General features: G+C 59.0%; 17 protein-coding genes and 1 pseudogene. 8 read left to right on the forward strand and 10 right to left on the reverse strand.

Annotation, left to right across the window (positions count from 1 at the left end):
• Positions 1 to 26 precede the first annotated feature (26 nt).
• The 8 genes and pseudogenes from BN77_RS07750 to BN77_RS31960 form a co-directional block, all read right to left on the reverse strand.
• Positions 27 to 1,286 (reverse strand): BatD family protein, encoded by a 1,260-nt coding sequence (locus BN77_RS07750; RefSeq protein WP_007530235.1) that lies wholly within the window; start codon positions 1,284 to 1,286, stop codon positions 27 to 29.
• A 2-nt stretch (positions 1,287 to 1,288) separates the two neighbouring features.
• Positions 1,289 to 2,797 carry a vWA domain-containing protein gene (locus BN77_RS07755; protein ID WP_007530236.1) on the reverse strand — a complete coding sequence of 503 codons (1,509 nt, stop codon included), beginning with the start codon at positions 2,795 to 2,797 and terminating at the stop codon, positions 1,289 to 1,291.
• Positions 2,794 to 3,786 carry a vWA domain-containing protein gene (locus BN77_RS07760; RefSeq protein ID WP_007530237.1) on the reverse strand — a complete coding sequence of 331 codons (993 nt, stop codon included), beginning with the start codon at positions 3,784 to 3,786 and terminating at the stop codon, positions 2,794 to 2,796. Before BN77_RS07760 ends, BN77_RS07755 begins: the two co-directional genes overlap by 4 nt.
• Positions 3,773 to 4,294, reverse strand: a complete 522-nt coding sequence (locus BN77_RS07765; protein ID WP_040677639.1) for a DUF4381 domain-containing protein — start codon at positions 4,292 to 4,294, stop codon at positions 3,773 to 3,775. The genes BN77_RS07760 and BN77_RS07765 overlap by 14 nt, the downstream gene beginning before the upstream one ends.
• Complete coding sequence (locus BN77_RS07770; RefSeq protein WP_007530242.1) at positions 4,294 to 5,247, reverse strand: DUF58 domain-containing protein; 954 nt, start codon at positions 5,245 to 5,247, stop codon at positions 4,294 to 4,296. Before BN77_RS07770 ends, BN77_RS07765 begins: the two co-directional genes overlap by 1 nt.
• On the reverse strand, positions 5,244 to 6,221 hold the full coding sequence (locus BN77_RS07775; protein ID WP_007530245.1) for an AAA family ATPase: 978 nt from the start codon (positions 6,219 to 6,221) through the stop codon (positions 5,244 to 5,246). The genes BN77_RS07770 and BN77_RS07775 overlap by 4 nt, the downstream gene beginning before the upstream one ends.
• A gap of 78 nt (positions 6,222 to 6,299) precedes the next feature.
• Positions 6,300 to 7,946: an arylsulfatase gene (locus tag BN77_RS07780; RefSeq protein WP_007530247.1), complete on the reverse strand. Its 1,647-nt coding sequence runs from the start codon at positions 7,944 to 7,946 to the stop codon at positions 6,300 to 6,302.
• A 486-nt stretch (positions 7,947 to 8,432) separates the two neighbouring features.
• A pseudogene (locus tag BN77_RS31960) lies at positions 8,433 to 8,735 on the reverse strand (polyphosphate kinase 2 family protein); the annotation flags it as partial.
• 548 nt (positions 8,736 to 9,283) lie between these two features.
• Here BN77_RS31960 and BN77_RS07790 point away from each other — a divergent pair.
• The 3 genes from BN77_RS07790 (at position 9,284) to BN77_RS07800 (ending at position 10,761) form a co-directional block, all read left to right on the forward strand.
• Positions 9,284 to 9,529, forward strand: a complete 246-nt coding sequence (locus BN77_RS07790; RefSeq protein WP_007530251.1) for a helix-turn-helix domain-containing protein — start codon at positions 9,284 to 9,286, stop codon at positions 9,527 to 9,529.
• Between the two features lie 236 nt (positions 9,530 to 9,765).
• Positions 9,766 to 10,230, forward strand: coding sequence for a hypothetical protein (locus BN77_RS07795; protein WP_007530253.1), 465 nt, complete (start codon positions 9,766 to 9,768; stop codon positions 10,228 to 10,230).
• Positions 10,231 to 10,293: 63 nt separating this feature from the next.
• Complete coding sequence (locus tag BN77_RS07800) at positions 10,294 to 10,761, forward strand: DUF4174 domain-containing protein (protein ID WP_007530255.1); 468 nt, start codon at positions 10,294 to 10,296, stop codon at positions 10,759 to 10,761.
• A gap of 18 nt (positions 10,762 to 10,779) precedes the next feature.
• Here BN77_RS07800 and BN77_RS07805 read toward each other — a convergent pair whose 3' ends face one another.
• Both BN77_RS07805 and BN77_RS07810 read right to left on the reverse strand, forming a co-directional pair.
• Positions 10,780 to 11,661, reverse strand: coding sequence for a LysR family transcriptional regulator (locus tag BN77_RS07805; protein WP_007530258.1), 882 nt, complete (start codon positions 11,659 to 11,661; stop codon positions 10,780 to 10,782).
• A complete protein-coding gene (locus BN77_RS07810) occupies positions 11,658 to 11,972 on the reverse strand; it encodes a putative quinol monooxygenase (RefSeq protein WP_007530261.1) in 315 nt (104 codons plus the stop codon). Before BN77_RS07810 ends, BN77_RS07805 begins: the two co-directional genes overlap by 4 nt.
• Before the next feature lie 188 nt (positions 11,973 to 12,160).
• On the opposite strand from BN77_RS07810, the gene BN77_RS07815 reads away from it, so the two are divergent.
• The 5 genes from BN77_RS07815 to BN77_RS07835 all read left to right on the forward strand — a co-directional run bounded on the left by BN77_RS07815 (position 12,161) and on the right by BN77_RS07835 (position 18,302).
• Entirely contained in the window at positions 12,161 to 13,657 is a 1,497-nt protein-coding gene (locus BN77_RS07815) for a CoA-acylating methylmalonate-semialdehyde dehydrogenase (protein WP_007530264.1), read from the forward strand.
• 242 nt (positions 13,658 to 13,899) lie between these two features.
• Positions 13,900 to 14,382: an iron-responsive transcriptional regulator RirA gene (gene rirA, locus BN77_RS07820; protein WP_007530266.1), complete on the forward strand. Its 483-nt coding sequence runs from the start codon at positions 13,900 to 13,902 to the stop codon at positions 14,380 to 14,382.
• Between the two features lie 328 nt (positions 14,383 to 14,710).
• On the forward strand, positions 14,711 to 16,306 hold the full coding sequence (locus BN77_RS07825; RefSeq protein ID WP_007530267.1) for an ABC transporter substrate-binding protein: 1,596 nt from the start codon (positions 14,711 to 14,713) through the stop codon (positions 16,304 to 16,306).
• 91 nt (positions 16,307 to 16,397) lie between these two features.
• Complete coding sequence (locus BN77_RS07830) at positions 16,398 to 17,402, forward strand: ABC transporter permease subunit (RefSeq protein ID WP_007530268.1); 1,005 nt, start codon at positions 16,398 to 16,400, stop codon at positions 17,400 to 17,402.
• Between the two features lie 9 nt (positions 17,403 to 17,411).
• Complete coding sequence (locus tag BN77_RS07835; protein WP_007530269.1) at positions 17,412 to 18,302, forward strand: ABC transporter permease subunit; 891 nt, start codon at positions 17,412 to 17,414, stop codon at positions 18,300 to 18,302.

Consider the following 18,302-nt stretch of genomic DNA (forward strand, 5'->3'; position numbering starts at 1 on the left):
TTTCCGCCGGAAGTGACGTAACGAGGTCATCGGACAGGGTTGAGCGGGGGTAGGGCCGAGGCGACTCCCGACGCTTTCGACGCCGTCCTTCCGAGCGCGCGCGCAGCCCTGCGGCGGTCGAAGTCGCCCTTTCCTCCTGAATAGAGGGTCCGCTCAAGCTCCAAAACCTCTCTCGCGAGATCCGGCAGGCCTGCCACATGATCTGAAAGCGTGCGGTAGCCATCGGACGCCGCCCATTTCTGCAAAGCTGCGTAAACCTGCGGAAGTTCTGCGGTCAGGATCGTCCCGCGCAGCACGCGGAGACGATACCATTTCGAGTTTTCGATATGCGATCGCAGACGCCGAAGAACACGTGGCAGCAGTCGAGCCGACCAGAAGCAGCCCGCTGCCACCAGTGCTACGAGGATCCATAGCATCACCTCGCGCCGATGCTCGAACGCGGGCCTCTCGGGTTCAGGCGCGATTCCGTTGCGGGCGGGAGCTGCTGCGACGGAGACCTTGACCGCCGGCAGATCCGCGGAAGTCTGTCCCGATGAATCCAGGTCGAACCACGTGTAACGAACTGCGGGCAGGCTGAAATGGCCCTCCGCGTCCGCAACATAGGAGATGGTCTCCGTTCGTCTGCTCTCGATCTCGCCGCGGCCCGCGGAGACGCCATCCTCGAGCATCGGTGGGCGCGTATATTGCTTGAGACCCGCCGCGATCCCCACGTCTACAGGCGGAAGAAGCATGGATTGCGTCTCCTTCGCCGTGATGACGATCGTCCGGACGACAGCGTCGCCCACTTTCAGGTTCGCTGGATTGCCGTTGAAGGATTGAGAGATGCGCACGTCGTGAGCGGCGAACAGGGTCGAAGAATTTGCCGCGGCCGCAACCTCGAAGATCGAGGCTTCCGTACTTACCGACGCCTCTATCGGCTTCCCATCGACAGAATAGGCGAACTCGATGGTGACGGGTGGGACCGCAAACGATCCAGCCTTCTCCGGGACAATGGCATAGTGCTTCCGGATGCCCGAGTACTGAACCCCATCCACTGTCTTCACGAGATTTTGCGCGCGCTCCTGGGGCAACGTGACGAGTGCGTCGGGAATATCGAAGAGCGGGAGGTCCGGCGGCGAAGTGAAAAAGCCCGGCGCGAAGACATCCACTGTCAACCGGATCTGCTCACCCGGCATGATTGTTTCGCCAGCATCAATGGCGCTTCGCGCGAACGGTTCGGCGGCAAGAGCGGGAAATCCGATTATCGCTAGCAGCATCGTAAACAGACGAGCAACGATCCTCCTCACGGCTACTTCTCCTGCTCGGCCTCGATGGCGAATTTGCGGGCCATGAGATCGGCCGGGGTCGCCTGGATGTTCTTGATCCACATTTCTGAAGTCTCCTCGGCCATGTCGACGGTGCCGGCCTTTCCCTTCTTTCCCTTGTCGTCGAACTGCACGCTGTCCGGTTTCAGATTGGGTTGATCCGGCTCCGCGTTGTCCTGCTGCTCTTTTAAAAGCCGCTTGGCGAGCGCAAGATTTGCCTCGGCCTCCGTCCAGCCTCGACGCTTCTCCAGCGCCTTCTGGTAGGCTGCGACGCCTTCCTCGAAGTCGCCCAGATGAAGCGACGAATTTCCTTTGTCGAACCATGCCTCCGCGGTGTCCACCAGCGCGAAAGCCTCGGCAGCTTCCTTGAACTTGCCAGCCTTGTATAGCGAAGTCCCTTTCCACATGGGATCCTGGAACTGCGCCGCGGCGGCATCGAAATCCCCCCGTTCGAATGCGAGCCTTCCCTGCTGATCGGGCGTCAGCCACATGTCTTCGAACGTGCCGGCTCGCGCGGCCTCGGGGACGAGCAACCTGAAGGCCAGCATCACGACGGCCAGACGGGTTACCCACCCCCGGCGGAAGGAAAGCACGAAGAAGAGGGCGACTGGTATCAGCAGCCACCAGCCCACGTCGCGCCATCGGTCGCCTGTCGACGCAGTCTGCCGCTTGAAGTTCGTTGCAACCTTCTGAACGATCCATCGCACGTCGGCGTCGTCGTCCGTAATCGTGGCGACCGAGGCCCGGGCATCGCTACCGAACGCCTTCAGCGCCGCGAGGTCGAGCTTCGCCACGCCTCCGCCTTCGACCGCCCCGCCTTCAGGCGTACCCACGCCAAGCACGACCAGACCACCCTCGACCGCTTTGGCACCCTCAAGGGCCTCGCTTTCTATCCCGTCCGTCAGAAGCAGCACCGTTCCTGATCCGTCATCCGGTTGCAGAAGCCGTTCCGCCAGGCGCAGCGCCTCGGTGGTGTCCTTTCCGGGCTTGGGCATGAGACGGGTCGACAGCGCATCGGTGTAGGATTGGATAAGGTCTGCGTCGTCGGTGAGCGGCACGACCAGATGGGCGGTGCCTGCATAGGCAACCGCCGCGGTTCGGGCGCCCTTGCGGGCGGCCAGGATGTCGTGAATTTTGAGTTTCACGCGCTCGATCCGGCTCGGACTGATGTCCTTTGCGTCCATCGTCGGCGAGAGGTCGACCGCGATGACGAGCGAGGCAGTGTCGGAGACGAAGGGCGGAGGCTCTCGCCGCCAGGTCGGCCCCGCCACGCCCACGATCGCGAGCGCCAGCACGACAGCCAGCACCCATGCAGGCGCAAGTCGGTTTCCCCCGTCTGGTTCGATGACGAGGCTATCAAGCAGGTGCGGGGCGATCACCCTTTTCCAGCGGTCGCGGACGTCGCCGGCGCGCGAGGCCATCCAGACGAGAACGGGAGGCAGCAGAAGCGCTAACAGCCACCATGGCCGAAGAAAGTGAAAGTCCGCGATCATACCGCGATCCTCCGGCGACGGATCAAGCCGACCAATCCCTCGAAACCATACCATCCTGCCAAAACGACGATGGCGGCGGCAAGCGGCCAGTGAAAGAGCTCGATGCGGGGCCGCCAGGAAAGCTCCTTCTGATCTTCTGGCGTAATCTGGTCGAGCACATCGTAGATCGCGGCGAGTTCAGATTGATCGCCTCCGAAGAAATAGCGACCACCGGTTTCAGACGAGATCTTTTGCAGAGTCGTCGTGTCGAGCTTTTCTTCGCCTGTCGCGGACGGGTCGCCGATGCCGACGGTGTGGATGACGATCTTCTTGTCCTTCGCGATCTCCGCCGCCTTGAGCGGAGGCATCTTGCTCGCCGTGTCGTTGCCGTCAGTAAGCACGATCATGACTTTTTCCGGCACGGTCGTCTTGTCGAACATCCTTATGGCGAGCCCGAGGGAATCTCCAAGCGACGTTCGTGGCCCGGCTAATCCTGGCAGAAGGCCGCTGATCATCGTCTCGACGAGAGCATGATCCATCGTGAAGGGCGCGAGCGGGTAGGGCGCGTCTCCGAAAGCGATCAGACCGATTCGGTCCCCCGTTCGCTTCGTCACAAAGTCGGACACGACGCTGCGAACGGCGCCGACGCGGGCCCGAGCCGTGCCATCGGGCGCACGAAAATCCTTCGTCTCCATCGACTGGGAGAGGTCGAGTGCGACCAGGATATCTCGTTGCGGCTCTTGCTTTTCGATGGGCGGCTCCACGAATTGCGGCCGTGCCAGCGCGAGCACGAACAGACACCAGGCGGTCCCTTCGGCTATCGTCTGCTGCCAGGAGCGGCGGGTTACGACCGAACCTTCGGACGGCTGTACTCCGGCAGCGTGCGCTACCTCGGCGAAGAAAGGCAGCCGGATCGAGGCCGAAGTTTCCCGTCGTGCCGGAAGCAGCCACCAGACGAGAAGTGGGAGCGGCAGCAGGAGAAGCAGCCATGGCAGGTCAAGCCGGTACATGGTGCCTCACGATCCAGCGGCGAGCGTCGGCAACCAGGTCGTCACCGATGTTCGCAGGTAACAGATCAATGCTTGCTTCTGCGCGGTACTCGAAATCGTCGAACAGCTTTTCGAGCGCCCGGCCCGGCGCCTCCTCCGACGTCGCTTTGAGAAATTTGTTCCAATCGCTCCCAGTCAGGCACGCGACCGTAAGGCGCGGCCAGGCTGCTAGCGCCGTCCGTTTCATAAGCTCCGACAGTCGATGAATGCCGTCCTTTCTGGTCGCGGGCGAGCGGATATCATCCCGGATGGCATCCAGCAACTGCAGCGCTTCACGGCGGTAGGCGTTTCGTCGATAACGACCTAGTGCGATGAAGCCCCACACGAGAAGAAGTGCTACCGCAACGCTTCCGAGGAGGCCCCATCCCCAAGTCTGTGGCAACCAAGAAACGGGTGCCGGAACTACGATGTCGTGCATCGACCGTAGTGCTGTTTCTGTAGTCGGGTCGAGTGCGGGCGCTTTCTCCATCATCGCCTCCGTTGCCGCCACGCCGATTGTTCCAGTAGGCGGCGAAGCTGGGGCGGGGTCTCTTCTGCGGCCGACAATGGCAGCATCGGCAGCCCTAGCTCGCGCTGCCATCTGCGCAATTCCCGTCCCCTTTCTCTTGCGAAACTGTCGACGGCATCACGTACTGATCGTTCTCCTAGCGTCAGCTCGGCCTGCAGGTTGCCGCCACTCACGACGATCTCGCCGACCTCGGGCAATTCCAACAGGAAGGGGTCGTAGACAAGAAGGCAAATCACGTCATTGCTCTGCGAGAGGTTTAGGAGCAGGTTCCGCGTAGCGTCGTCGTGACCATTCAGATCGCTGATCAGGATTATGAGATGATCGTGATGGGCGAAGGCAAAGGTGCGCCGAAGGGCCTCGTTGAGCGCTTGAGGCGATGTCGATCCAGAATAGGAGGCAGACAGCCTCGCGTTCTTATCGGCAATACGGTCGGCGAGCGCAATCACCGCCTTTCGGCTGCGGTGGGGCCGAACCTCATCAATGCCATCGTCGCCAAAGATAAAGCCGCCGACGCGATCGCCCGAGCCGAAGATGCGCCACGCGCAAAGAATGGCGGCCTCGGCGGCCGCTACCGACTTCATGGCCCGGCGGCTGCCGAAAAACATATTGACTCGTTGGTCGACTAGCAGAAGTGCCGGCCTTTCCTTTTCCTCGTCATAGACGCGGACAACCGGCTTGCCGGTCCGCGCCATCACGCGCCAGTCGATGGAGCGGATGTCGTCGCCCGGCAGATATTCACGCAGTTCCTCGAAGATCAGCCCGCGACCGCGCAGCGACGATTGTATCCGCCCCGCAAGCTGGCGATGGCTGCGCGCCTTCTGAACAAAGGAAAGATCGCGGGCGCGAGCTTCGAGAGCGACGAGCTGGTCGGTCGTCACATGGATGCCGTCGCTTTCTCGCCATCCCGTTTTCATGAGACAGCCACGAGTTCTGTGATCCGATCGATCACCTGATCGGCGCTCGTGTTGGACGCATGAGCGTCATAGGAGAGAATAAGGCGGTGGCGGAAGACGTCGTTGACGACCGCCTTCACATCATCCGGGGTTACGTAGTCGCGACCCCTGAGCCACGCGTAGGATCGCGAGACCTTGTCTAGGCCGATCACACCGCGAGGGCTGACGCCCACCTGCACCAGCTTCCCGAGATCCTTGTCGTAGCGATCCGGATACCGTGTCGCAAACACCAGAGCGACGATGTATTTTTCGACGGGTTCTGAAACAGTGACCTTGCCGATCTCCTTGCGGGCGCCGAATACGGCCTCAGGATCGAGCCGCTCCTGTGCCCTATGAGGGCTATCTCCGTGCGCGGCGTTCTCTTCGTCGCGATTGAGGCGCATGATGGCGGCTTCCGATTCTTCGTCAGGATAACCGACCTCCACATGCATCAGGAAGCGGTCGAGCTGGGCTTCAGGCAACGGGTAGGTCCCTTCCTGCTCGATCGGATTCTGCGTTGCCATGACCATGAACAGATCGGGCAGGGGATAGCTCTTGCCGCCAACGGTGACCTGCCGCTCCTCCATGGCCTCCAGCAGCGCTGACTGCACCTTGGCCGGCGCGCGATTGATCTCGTCGGCGAGGATCAGGTTGGCGAAGATCGGTCCTTGCTGGAACTTGAACTCGCCCTTGCCGCCCTCGGAGAAATAGATCTCGGATCCAGTGATGTCGGCTGGAAGCAGGTCCGGTGTGAACTGCACGCGGGAAAGGTCGGAACTGAGGTGCTTGGCCAAGCTTTTTATCGCCCGCGCCTTTGCGAGCCCTGGGAGCCCTTCGACAAGCAGGTGACCGTTGGCGAGGAGCCCGAGGAGCAGCCGCTCGACCATAACGTCCTGGCCGATGATCGATTGGCCTATGCGGTTGCCAAGGGATAAAATTTCGTTGCGTGCCGTCATCGCGAATACCGCCGCCAGATAATTCGTGCAGGCATGTGAAGGCCCGCCAAGGTCGGGCCCTCTTCGCCTTCTTCGTTCCTACTTCTCGATGCCGCGAGCCCTGAAAGACTCGTCGATCGCCTTGTCCACCTGAGCGCGGACGCCTTCGAGGTTGAAGCTCGCGTTGCGCTGGCTAGGCGGATACTGGACGAAGCTTTCGAGCAGCTCGGCCGCCTTCAACTGGTTCCGAACCAGGAGGAAGTCGTTTCGCACGAGCCAGTCGTTGTACTGGTCCGAGACGATGTCGGCTCTCTCGTAGGGGTCCATGCGGAGGTTGAACAGCTTTGGTACACGCCACGTCGTGAGTGGTGTCTGCCAGACGGCGAAACCGCCGGGGGCCGGCTGCTCGTGGAACACGACCTTCCACTCGTCGTACCGGGTGGCGACAAGGTTGCCGTCGTCGTCGAAGTAGTAGAACGCATTTCGCGCACTCTTGTCGGACTTTCCGGTCAGGAAGTCGAGCTGGTTATAGCCGTCCAGGTGGTTCTTGAAGCTTGTCGCGCTTCCCTCGGGACGCCATCCTTGCAGTAGCTTGCTCTTCACGTCAGAATCGCCGGCGGCCGCAAGAAGCGTCGGGAACCAGTCAAGACCAGAAAACATCTGGTTGGTTACCTGGTCTGGCTTGATGTGCCCTGGCCACCGAACCATCGCCGGGACACGGAACGCGCCTTCCCAGTTTGTATCCTTCTCAGAACGGAACGGCGTGGTCGCCGCGTCCGGCCATGACCATTGGTTTGGTCCATTGTCGGTCGTATAGACGACGATCGTATTGTCGGCGATGCCAAGGTCGTCGAGCTTCTTCAGCAGTTTGCCGACGTCACCGTCGTGCTCGATCATGCCGTCCGCATATTCGTTGTAAGCCATGCCGCTTTGACCGCGCATGGATTCACGAACGTGCGTGAATGCGTGCATGCGCGTCGTGTTCATCCATGTGAAGAATGGCTTTCCGGCCTTGACCTGTCGGTCGATGAAGTCGATCGCCGCCGCGGTCGTCTCGTCGTCGACCGTCTCCATCCGCTTCTTAGTCAGGGGACCCGTATCCTCGACCTTGCCGTCAGCCGATGCCTTCACGACCCCGCGCGGCGAATACGCCTTTAAGAACGCTTCGTCATTTTTTGGCCAGGTCGGAGCTTCCGGCTCTTCCTCGGCATTCAGGTGATATAGGTTGCCGAAGAACTCATCGAAACCGTGTCGGGTCGGAAGATATTCGTCCTTGTCGCCAAGGTGGTTCTTGCCGAATTGCCCCGTCGCATAGCCGAGAGGCTTCAACGCTTGAGCGATCGTCATGTCTCCCGGTTGAAGGCCGACCGGAGCACCTGGCGCTCCCACCTTACACAGACCAGTTCTTAGGCAGACCTGTCCGGTGATGAAAGTGGACCTGCCGGCGGTGCAGGAGTTCTCGGCATAATAGTCGGTGAACCGGAGGCCTTCCTTGGCAATGCGGTCGATGTTCGGCGTCATGTATCCCATCAGGCCGTCGCTGTAGGCGCTGATGTTGGTCTGGCCAATGTCGTCGCCGAAGATCACCAGGATGTTCGGCTTGCCCGTCTGAGGGGCGGTCGCGGGAGCAGTCGTCGCCGGCGCGGCCTGCTGGGCGTGAGCGGCTGAGAGGAAGGTCGACGACGAAAGTGTCATTGCGACCGCGATGGCGGCGGAGAAAAGCTTGTTGGGAACGGAGGCCGTCATTGCGTCCTCCACTTCGGGTACTCGTTCGACATTCCGGTCTCCCTTCGTTTCGAGCGGCGCTGAACTGCCGGATCTGGATGGTCGTCTATCGGCGCCTGGAGAGACTTCTTCTTTATGAGAGATAACGTAAGTACGTAACTGTAAACAGGGGGTAAATGACCGTAAACGCGCGCTAGTTCGTCAGCAGCTCGGGTCGAGGATCGTCATCGAAAGTCGCGTCAAGCTTTGGATTCTTACGGATCTGCATCGGCTGCTTGACGACCGTCAGTGGCGCCGCTGTGGGTGCGCCCGGAACGGGTGCCGATTGTTCGAACGATTCCCCCGACGACAGCCGTGACGCCTTTCGCCCACAGCCCTGACGCCTTTCGCCTAAGGTAACATTGCTGTCACGTCTGGGCCGTTATCAGGCGCTGGCCGATGAGTTGGACGATTTCCGGGCTCCCCGCTAAATTGCCCTGATGAAGGCTGTCGTTCGTCTTCACCCTAGTGAGATCGATGACGGTATCGTGCCCGCTTCTTGTCGTTGCCTTCCACGATATGCCACGGAGCTTCCGGAATGATGTGCGCGCAAAGGTCTCTTCCTTCGCTTTGGCATAACCTTCCCAGCGGACGCGTGATTGCAGGTCCATTGGCGAGAGCTTCCACTGTTTCAGCGGTCGTCAATGCGCACGGGGAAGCGCATCTGCTGCTCTTCGTCCGTGACCGAGAACAAGTATTGAAGAACCGGATGCCCGAACGAACGAGCATGCGCTCGAATTCCGGTACGTCGTAGAAGAACTGCTCGACCTGGAACGGGCTTCTTTTATAGAATTTGATAAATTACTCGCCCCATACGTGCGCTATCCAAGAATCAGACATAGTAAAATACGATATCGCAATGTCGACGTGGTTTGGCCACGTTCTTGCCACCCCTTGTTCATTCTTTGCTAATAAATAATCCGCCGGATCGGGTAGATCACTTGTAGAGGCGATTGGTTTCGGCTCCTGCTGCGATTTCCCGTGTCCTGACCGAGGCTCCGCTGTCCGCAGGGCGGCCTCACTCGCCGATTTCCGCCACGGTGATTCGTTTCGAAACCGATGCGAATACCCGAAAATAGATGACAAATCGCCGCGCGTGAGACGTTTTTTTTCGAATATGGACGCCTCTATCGGCGCCATCGGCGAGCCGGCAAAACTGCTTTGCTTACAAAGGGCAATCAGATTTTGCCAACCTCTTCGAACCCCCGTCGTTGGGCTTTCGTCGATCACGGATTAACCATACTGCATTGCAAATCGTGATCGAGAGTGCCATTTTCTCGCCGGGGGCTAATTCAGAGTGATTTCAGAAGGAGACGTAAATGTCCATTTCGCTCAGCAATCTGGATGCATCCAAGGCTACCGCCGTTTCGGCCGTGAATGTAGCCGCTGCTGTACGTGCCGCTCGAGAGGCTGTCGGCTATAGCGTCGATGACCTCGCAGTAACATGCGGCCTGGTTGTTAATGAGATTGAGGAAATCGAGAGTGGTGAGGATGCTGATCCCGCCAAGCTCAAGCGGATCGCCACTGCATTGCAGGTGCCGGTCTCATCATTTGTTCCGATGTGAAGATGATTTCAGGGCCGGGCAGGCAACTGCCCGCCTGGCCTTGTCGTCGTCAAACCGTCTGAAAAGGCTTCCTTCATTTCTCTTTTAACTTTGCCCTTCCGCTGAAGGGATTTTCGCGCGAAGGGTAGTTTTACCGTCACCAATTGCGCGGTGCGTTAGCAACTTCATAGCAAATGTCCCTCGAACGAGCCGAGCGTCTGCGCGCTTCGGTGGCGTACTGTATCGGGGAGAGGGGAATGAGTCGGGTTCGTCGCATTGGCACCACGCGACTTGATTTGAACGAAATTATGAAGCGCGGCGCACTTGCTGTCCTTTCCGTTCTCGCAGTCCTGCTGCCGATCCTGAAGATCAGCTTCCCTGGCGAGACAAATGAGCTCGTTCTGCGGGATATCCAACTGCTGGGCGGGGCCGCCTATCTTCTGCCCGCTGCATTTCTCTGCGGCCTTGCGACCGTTATTGTCCATGGCATGCGCGTCCACGCCCGCTTCGCCGATATCGCCGGGTTGATCATCGCTTTCGCGGCGGTATCGCGCGCGATTTATAGTCTCGGCTCAAGCGTTGGAGACGACGCGGCGGCAGTTGATGCATCTCCTCAACGTCTCGATCAGTTGGCGCAGGTTTCCTTGTCCTACGGCAGCCTTCCGCTGCTGCTCGTCCTGTTGGGTGCCTTGTGGCAGTTGCGGAAATCGTGGCGCAGCTGAGTGACACGTGGCGCATGGAACCGTCCAGCTCCTTCGAACGTTCGGTCGATGGGAGAAATATGCATGTCGAAAACGCTTCTATACGGTGCCACCAAGGTCGACGAAGACAATCAGGCCTACTCCGCGGTTGCGAGCCTGAAGCAATTCCAGTGGCGCAATCGTGTGTTTGTCATCTTTGCCGACAAGAAAAACGCGCGCGCTGCTCGCCAAGAAAACCAATTGCTTGCCGATCGTGATGCCTTACAGGATCGGGATATCGTCATTCTCAAGATTGCTAGCGGCAATGTCAGGGAGGTGTTCGGGGCCGGTGAAAACCTGGAGGCTGCTGCGATCGCCGATGACCTGGGAGACCCGACTGCCGGCGAGTTCGCGGCTTATCTCGTCGGGAAGGATGGGACGGTCAAGCTAAAACTCAGCGAACCGATCTCAAGAGGCGAATTGCTTGCAATTATCGACAGTATGCCTGTGCGTGCAGCCGAGATTGCCTCGGATAAGCAGCAAACGTGCGAAGAGTCCGGCAAGCGCGACTAATCCGATGTTAGACCGGCGTCACAGGAATATGTGGCGCTCGGCGGCGACAAGTTCCTGAAGGAAATTGGAAACCGTGCGCACTCGCACCAGTTCACGCGCGCTTTCATGAAACGTCGTCCAGTACGCCCGCCGGATCGAAATATCCGGCAGGATGCGCACTAGTTGGGAATACTGGCGAGCAATATAGTCGTGTAGAATTCCTATTCCCGCTCCCGAAAGCACGGCCTCTGTCTGTCCGGTCGCCGAGGAAATCTCGAAGGCGGCATTCCAGTTACGCATCACCTCGCCGGTGAAGTTTAGCGATTGGGAAAAGATCAGGTCCTCCACATAGCCGATCCGCCTATGCTCCTTCAGCCCCTCCGCGTCAGAGGGCAGGCCATTGATCTCGGCATAGCCGCGGGAGGCGTAGAGGCCAAGTGTGTAATCGGTGAGTTTGGCCGACACGAGGCGGCCCTGTTCAGGTCGCTCCAGAGTGATGGCAATATCCGCCTCGCGCTGTGACAGAGAGAAAGAGCGCGGTACCGGCACGAGCTGGAGCTTCAGTTCCGGATGGCGCTCGATCAGCCTGCCCATGCGGGGCGCGAGAAACGAAACGCCGAAACCGTCCGGAGCCCCCACACGCACCGTCCCGGCGATCGCCGTATCGGTGCGGCCAAGATTGGCCTGCGCGGACAGCATTTCGGTTTCCATCCGCTCTGCGGATGCAAGAAAAACTTCGCCCTCGGCCGTTAGCTCGCAGCCGTTTGTTCGACGTACGAAGAGGCGTGTCTTCAGCGCCTCCTCCAGCGAGGTAAGCCGGCGCGAGAGCGTGGCGTGGTTAAGTCCCAGTCGCTTTGACGCAGCAAGGATTTGACCGGTACGGGCAACGGCCAGAAACACGCGGACGTCGTCCCAATTCATGGTTTGCCACCCATTATGATCGGGTCGACATCGATGAGCCTGAGGGTCGTCACCATCCCGGCGGTTGCGTTCTTGTATTTAAGGAAATGCGGTGTCTGCAGATGCGCTTCATAGGCCATCTGGTTGGCGTACACCTCCAGGAGACGGATCTTATGCGGACTGTCCTTGATGGAATCGGCGTTTAGCGACAGAACACCGGGCTCCAGTGCGATGGCAGCCTCGATCTCCTCGGTTAACAGAAGGCGATAGGTTTCAAGGTGGGCGGGTTCGATCTCAAGCTCCGCAATTCTGACAACCAATTTCCCGCTCATTAAAGCACTATCTCCTCTTCAGCTCAGGTCGACCGTGGTAGTCTAATCAGTCCCGTGTAGACGATGCGTTAGCCAATATAGAGCTTCAATTTGCGCACAACGGTTGCTTATATCGGATCATTGATTTGTGCAAATTGTAGTGCGATGTTTGCCATCGAAAAACAGATCGAAAAACAGGAGGAGCACCCATGCGTCAGATTGTTCATTTCATCGGCGGCAAGCATGTCGCCGGCACCAGCGGCCGCACCAGCAACGTCTACAATCCAGCAACCGGTGAAGTTCAGGCAACGGTAGCGCTCGCAAGCGTCGAGGACATGCGCGCCGCTGTCGAAAACGCCAAGGCCGCTCAGCCAAAGTGGGCAGCGACAAACCCGCAGCGCCGTGCGCGCGTCTTCTTCAAGTTCGTCGAGCTGCTGAACAAGCACATGGACGAACTCGCCGCGCTGCTCTCCAGCGAGCACGGTAAGACGGTCGAGGATTCCAAGGGCGATATTGTCCGCGGCCTTGAAGTCTGCGAATTCGTCTGCGGTATTCCGCATCTGCAGAAGGGCGAATTCACGGAGGGTGCCGGCCCAGCAATCGACATGTACTCGATGCGCCAGGCGGTCGGAATCGGTGCGGGCATCACCCCATTCAACTTCCCCGCCATGATCCCGATGTGGATGTTTGCTCCGGCAATTGCCTGCGGCAACGCTTTCATTCTGAAGCCTTCCGAGCGCGATCCGTCCGTGCCGATTCGTCTGGCGGAGCTCATGATCGAAGCCGGACTCCCGGCAGGCATTCTCAACGTCGTCAACGGCGACAAGACCGCGGTCGACGCCATCCTGACCGATCCTGATATCGGCGCGGTATCCTTCGTTGGCTCTACCCCGATCGCCCGTTATGTCTATGGAACGGCCGCCATGAACGGCAAGCGGGCGCAGTGCTTCGGCGGCGCGAAGAACCATATGATCATCATGCCTGACGCCGACATGGACCAGGCCGTCAACGCCCTGATGGGCGCGGGCTATGGCTCTGCCGGCGAGCGCTGCATGGCGATTTCCGTGGCCGTGCCGGTCGGCGAGGAAACCGCCAATCGCCTTGTCGAGAAGCTGACACCGAAGATCGAGTCGCTCCGTATCGGCCCGTACACCGACGAGAAGGCCGACATGGGCCCGCTCGTCACCAAGGAAGCCTATACCCGCGTTAACGGCCTGATTGATCGTGGCGTTGAGCAGGGCGCAAAACTCGTGGTCGACGGCCGCGGCTTCAAGCTGCAGGGCTATGAAGACGGCTACTTCGTTGGCGGCACGCTGTTCGACCATGTCACACCGGATATGGACATCTACAAGACCGAAATCTTCGGGCCTGTCCTCTCCGTGGTTCGTGCCAAGAACTATGAGGAAGCCCTCGACCTGCCGATGAAGCATGAATACGGCAATGGCGTTGCGATCTACACCCGCGACGGCGATGCCGCCCGCGACTTCGCCTCGCGCGTCAACATCGGCATGATCGGCATCAACGTGCCGATCCCGGTTCCACTCGCCTATCACTCCTTCGGCGGCTGGAAGGCGTCGAGCTTCGGCGACCTCAATCAGCACGGCACGGACTCGATCAAGTTCTGGACGAAGACGAAGACGATTACGGCCCGCTGGCCCTCGGGCATCAAGGATGGCGCAGAATTCGTCATGCCGACGATGAAGTAAGGCGGACAAGTGATGATCTTATCGAATTGGGGGCTACGGCCCCCAATTTGCATTGAAGAGCTCGAAGGGGCGTGCTTCGGGCTCCGCGCTGATTGCCGACTCAAAACGGACGGCACTGCTCGAAAATTTGTCGCGGCAATCCGTCTCACATAAGCTGAATATGAATTTCATATTTTGGAATTGTTCAAAACTAGCAAAGCCACTATATAGGCTGCTTGTAGAGGACGATTCTGGAGATCGGCATGCGTTTGACCAAGCAGACCAACTATGCGGTTCGCATGTTGATGTATTGTGCCGCCAATGATGGGCAGTTGAGCCGAATTCCCGAGATTGCCAGGGCATATGGCGTTTCTGAGCTCTTCCTGTTCAAGATCCTGCAACCGCTTAACAAGGCCGGTCTGGTCGAGACGGTTCGGGGCCGTAACGGCGGTGTGCGGCTTGGCAAGCCGGCGAAGGACATCAGCCTCTTCGACGTGGTTCGCGTCACCGAAGATAGTTTTGCGATGGCAGAGTGCTTCGAGGATGACGGCATGGTCGAATGCCCGCTCGTTGATAGTTGCGGTTTGAACTCCGCTTTGCGCAAGGCCCTCAACGCCTTCTTCGAGGTTCTGACGCAGTATTCGATCGATGATCTCGTCAAGGCGCGGCCGCAGATCAACTTCCTGCTGGGCCTGACGGGCGAGCAGCCGCACCGCAAGCCGACCGTTACCGCACCGGCAGCCTGAACTTCGATGACGGAATTTTGATGCGACCGTGGCACCGTCTTGTGTGCCGCGGCTGTTCTGCTTTAGGAAAGTTTGAAAAAATGCGTGCGGCGTGCGTGACGATGCTGTCCCCGACGCGAAATTATATCAAATGCGACAGGAATCGCCTTTATCCAGTCGGTTTATTTCCAAATGCGGCTCATTTTTGGCGGAAAATTACTAAAGTCGCCCACCTGGAAAAATTTTCCGCTCCAGTCGTTGATTTCAGCAAATAAATGTCGTTCCATCTGCCGTCATTCCGGAGAGTTTCCGGATCTCAAAGAAAAGAACAAACCTGGGAAACGATATCATGAAAAAGATGTCTGTCTTGTTGGCCGCGACGGTCCTGGCTTCGGCCATGGCATCCGCAGCCTGGTCCAAAACTCTCGTTTACTGCTCCGAGGGCTCGCCGGAAGGCTTCGATCCCGGCATTTACACTGCAGGCACCACCTTCGACGCTTCCTCTCGTACGGTCTACAGCCGTCTTGTCGAGTTCAAGCACGGCAAGACCGAAGTCGAGCCGGGCCTGGCTGAAAGCTGGACGGTTTCCGACGACGGCATGGTCTACACTTTCAAGCTGCGTCCGGGCGTCAAGTTCCAGACGACCGAGTTTTTCACGCCGAGCCGCGATCTGAACGCTGACGACGTCGTCTTCTCGTTCGAGCGCCAGCTGAAGGCTGACAGCCCGTGGGCCAAGTATGTCGCCGGCGTTTCTTACGAATACGCTGCAGGCATGGGTTTCCCTGAACTGATCAAGTCCGTCGAGAAGGTCGACGATTTGACCGTCAAGTTCACGCTCAACCATCCGGAAGCCCCCTTCATTGCCGACCTGGCAATGGACTTCGCATCCGTGCTGTCCAAGGAATATGCCGACAAGCTGCAGGCTGACGGCAAAATGGACCAGATGAACCAAATGCCACTCGGCACCGGTCCGTATACCTTCGTTGCTTACCAGCCGGATGCCGTTATCCGCTACAAGGCTAACGAAACCTACTTCAAGGGCAAGGAAAAGATTGACGATCTCGTGTTCGCGATCACCCCGGACGCTTCCGTCCGCGCTCAGAAGCTGAAGGCTGGCGAATGCCACGTCATGCCGTACCCGAACGCGGCTGACATCAAGGACCTCCAGACGGACTCGAACCTGAAGGTTCTGGAGCAGCCGGGTCTGAACGTTGCCTATCTCGCCTACAACACGCTACAGGCTCCGTTCGACAAAGCCGAAGTGCGCAAGGCGCTGAATATGGCGATTAACAAGCAGGCGATCGTCGAAGCCGTCTTCCAGGGTGCCGGTCAGGTTGCCAAGAACCCGATCCCGCCGACGATGTGGTCGTACAACGACGCCATCAAGGATGATCCCTACAACCCGACCGAAGCCAAGGCCATGCTCGAAAAGGCTGGCGTCAAGGATCTCAGCATGAAGATCTGGGCAATGCCTGTTTCTCGCCCGTACATGCTGAACGCACGTCGCGCCGCTGAACTGATGCAGGCTGACCTTGCCAAGGTTGGCGTCAAGGTCGACATCGTCACCCACGAATGGGCTGAATACCTGAAGCTCTCCAAGGACAAGGCCCGTGACGGTGCTGCAATCCTCGGCTGGACCGGCGACAACGGCGACCCGGACAACTTCCTTGACACTCTGCTCGGCTGCGAAGCCGTCGGCGGCAACAATCGCGCGCAGTGGTGCAACAAGGAATTCGACGATCTCGTGAAGAAGGCCAAGAAAACCGCTGACGTCGCAGAGCGCACCAAGCTGTACGAACAGGCGCAGGTCGTCTTCAAGAAGGAAGCTCCGTGGGCGACGATCGATCACTCCACGGAATTCGTACCGATGAGCGCCAAGGTTTCCGGCTTCGTGCAGGACCCGGTCGGTGTTCACCGTTTCGACGGCGTTGATATCGCCGAGTAATCAAAATTATGCAAAGATGCCCGGCAACCCCCGGGCTTGGCCGGCGGTCAGGTTTGATACCTGACCGCCGGAACACTATGGACACTTGCCAATGTTGCGATTTCTCATCGGACGCCTTGCGATCCTGATCCCAACCTTCATCGGCGTTTCACTCATCGCCTTCTCGTTCATCCGCCTGCTGCCCGGTGACCCGGTCATGCTGATGTCGGGCGAGCGCGTAATGGCGCCGGAACGCCATGCCCAGGTCATGCATGATCTCGGCCTCGACAGACCAGTCTACGTTCAGTACCTGGATTACCTTGGCAGCGTGGTGCAGGGCGATCTAGGTTCATCGATCGTCACCAAGCGCCCGGTTCTGCAGGAGTTCGGATCGCTCTTTCCTGCGACGCTTGAGCTTTCGCTTTGCGCGATCATTTTTGCCATCGTGCTTGGCATTCCCGCCGGCGTGTTTGCGGCGGTAAAACGGGGCACCTGGTTCGACCAGAGCGTGATGGGCGTTGCCCTCGTCGGCTATTCCATGCCGATCTTTTGGTGGGGGCTGCTGCTCATCGTTCTCTTCTCGAATACGCTGCATTGGACACCTGTGTCCGGCCGCATTTCGCTGATGTATTTCTTCAAACCGGTCACCGGCTTCATGCTGATCGACAGTCTGCTGTCGGGCCAGGCCGGTGCGTTCAAGTCGGCATTCGTCTCGTTGATCCTGCCGACCATCGTCCTTGGTACGATTCCACTTGCGGTCATCGCGCGTCAGACGCGCTCGGCAATGCTTGAAGTGCTGGGCGAGGATTATGTTCGGACCGCCCGCTCAAAGGGCCTTGCCCCCATCCGCGTCGTTGGCCTGCACGCGCTGCGCAACGCGATGATCCCGGTCGTGACCTCAATCGGTCTGCAGGTAGGCGTCCTGCTCGGCGGCGCAATTCTGACTGAAACGATCTTCTCCTGGCCGGGTATCGGCAAATGGATGGTCGATGCCGTCTTCAAGCGCGACTATACCGTCGTTCAGGGCGGGCTGTTGCTGATCGCCGGTATCATCATGATCGTCAATCTGATCGTCGATCTCATGTACGGTCTCATCAATCCACGTATTCGTCACTAGGAGCGGCTTATGAGTGTGATAACCACCAAGTCGACCCAGCCATCAGGGCTTTCTGAGTTCTGGTACTACTTTTCACGCAACAAGGGCGCGGTCATCGGCCTTGGCATCTTCCTGTTGGTCCTTTTGATGGCGATTTTTGCGCCGTTGATAGCTCCTCATGATCCGAACGTTCCTTTCGACGGTATGCAACGCGTGCCGCCGGTCTGGGCGGAAAAGGGCAATCCAATGTTCCTGCTAGGAACGGATGCCGTTGGTCGCGATATGCTTTCGCGTCTGATCTATGGCACGCGCTTTTCACTGTTCATCGGTCTCGTCGTCGCGTCGCTCTCCGCTGTCGCCGGCGTGCTGCTTGGCCTGGTGGCGGGCTATTTCCGCGGTCGCGTGGACACCTTCATCATGCGCGTCATGGATATCATCCTGGCTTTCCCGTCACTGCTGCTCGCTCTGGTGCTGGTTGCTGTATTGGGTCCGGGCCTGCTGAACGCTATGATCGCCATTTCGATCGTGAACCAGCCGCACTTCGTTCGCCTGACACGCGCCGCCGTGATCAGTGAGCGCGAGAAGGAATATGTCGTCGCTTCTCGCGTCGCGGGTGCCGGTACGTTCCGTCTCATGTTCAAGACGATTCTTCCGAATTGCCTGGCGCCGCTAATCGTCCAGGCGACGCTCGCATTCTCCGCCGCAATCCTCGACGCCGCGGCCCTCGGCTTCCTGGGCATGGGCGCGCAGCCGCCGACATCGGAGTGGGGCACGATGCTCGCTGACGCGCGCGAATTCTTCCAGAGTTCCCCGTGGCTCGTGACTTTCCCGGGTCTTTGCATCCTGATCACGGTTCTCGCCATCAACCTTATGGGTGATGGTCTGCGCGATGCGCTTGATCCCAAACTGAAGAGGTCCTGA

It is taken from the genome of Rhizobium mesoamericanum STM3625 (assembly GCF_000312665.1).
GTDB lineage: Bacteria > Pseudomonadota > Alphaproteobacteria > Rhizobiales > Rhizobiaceae > Rhizobium > Rhizobium mesoamericanum.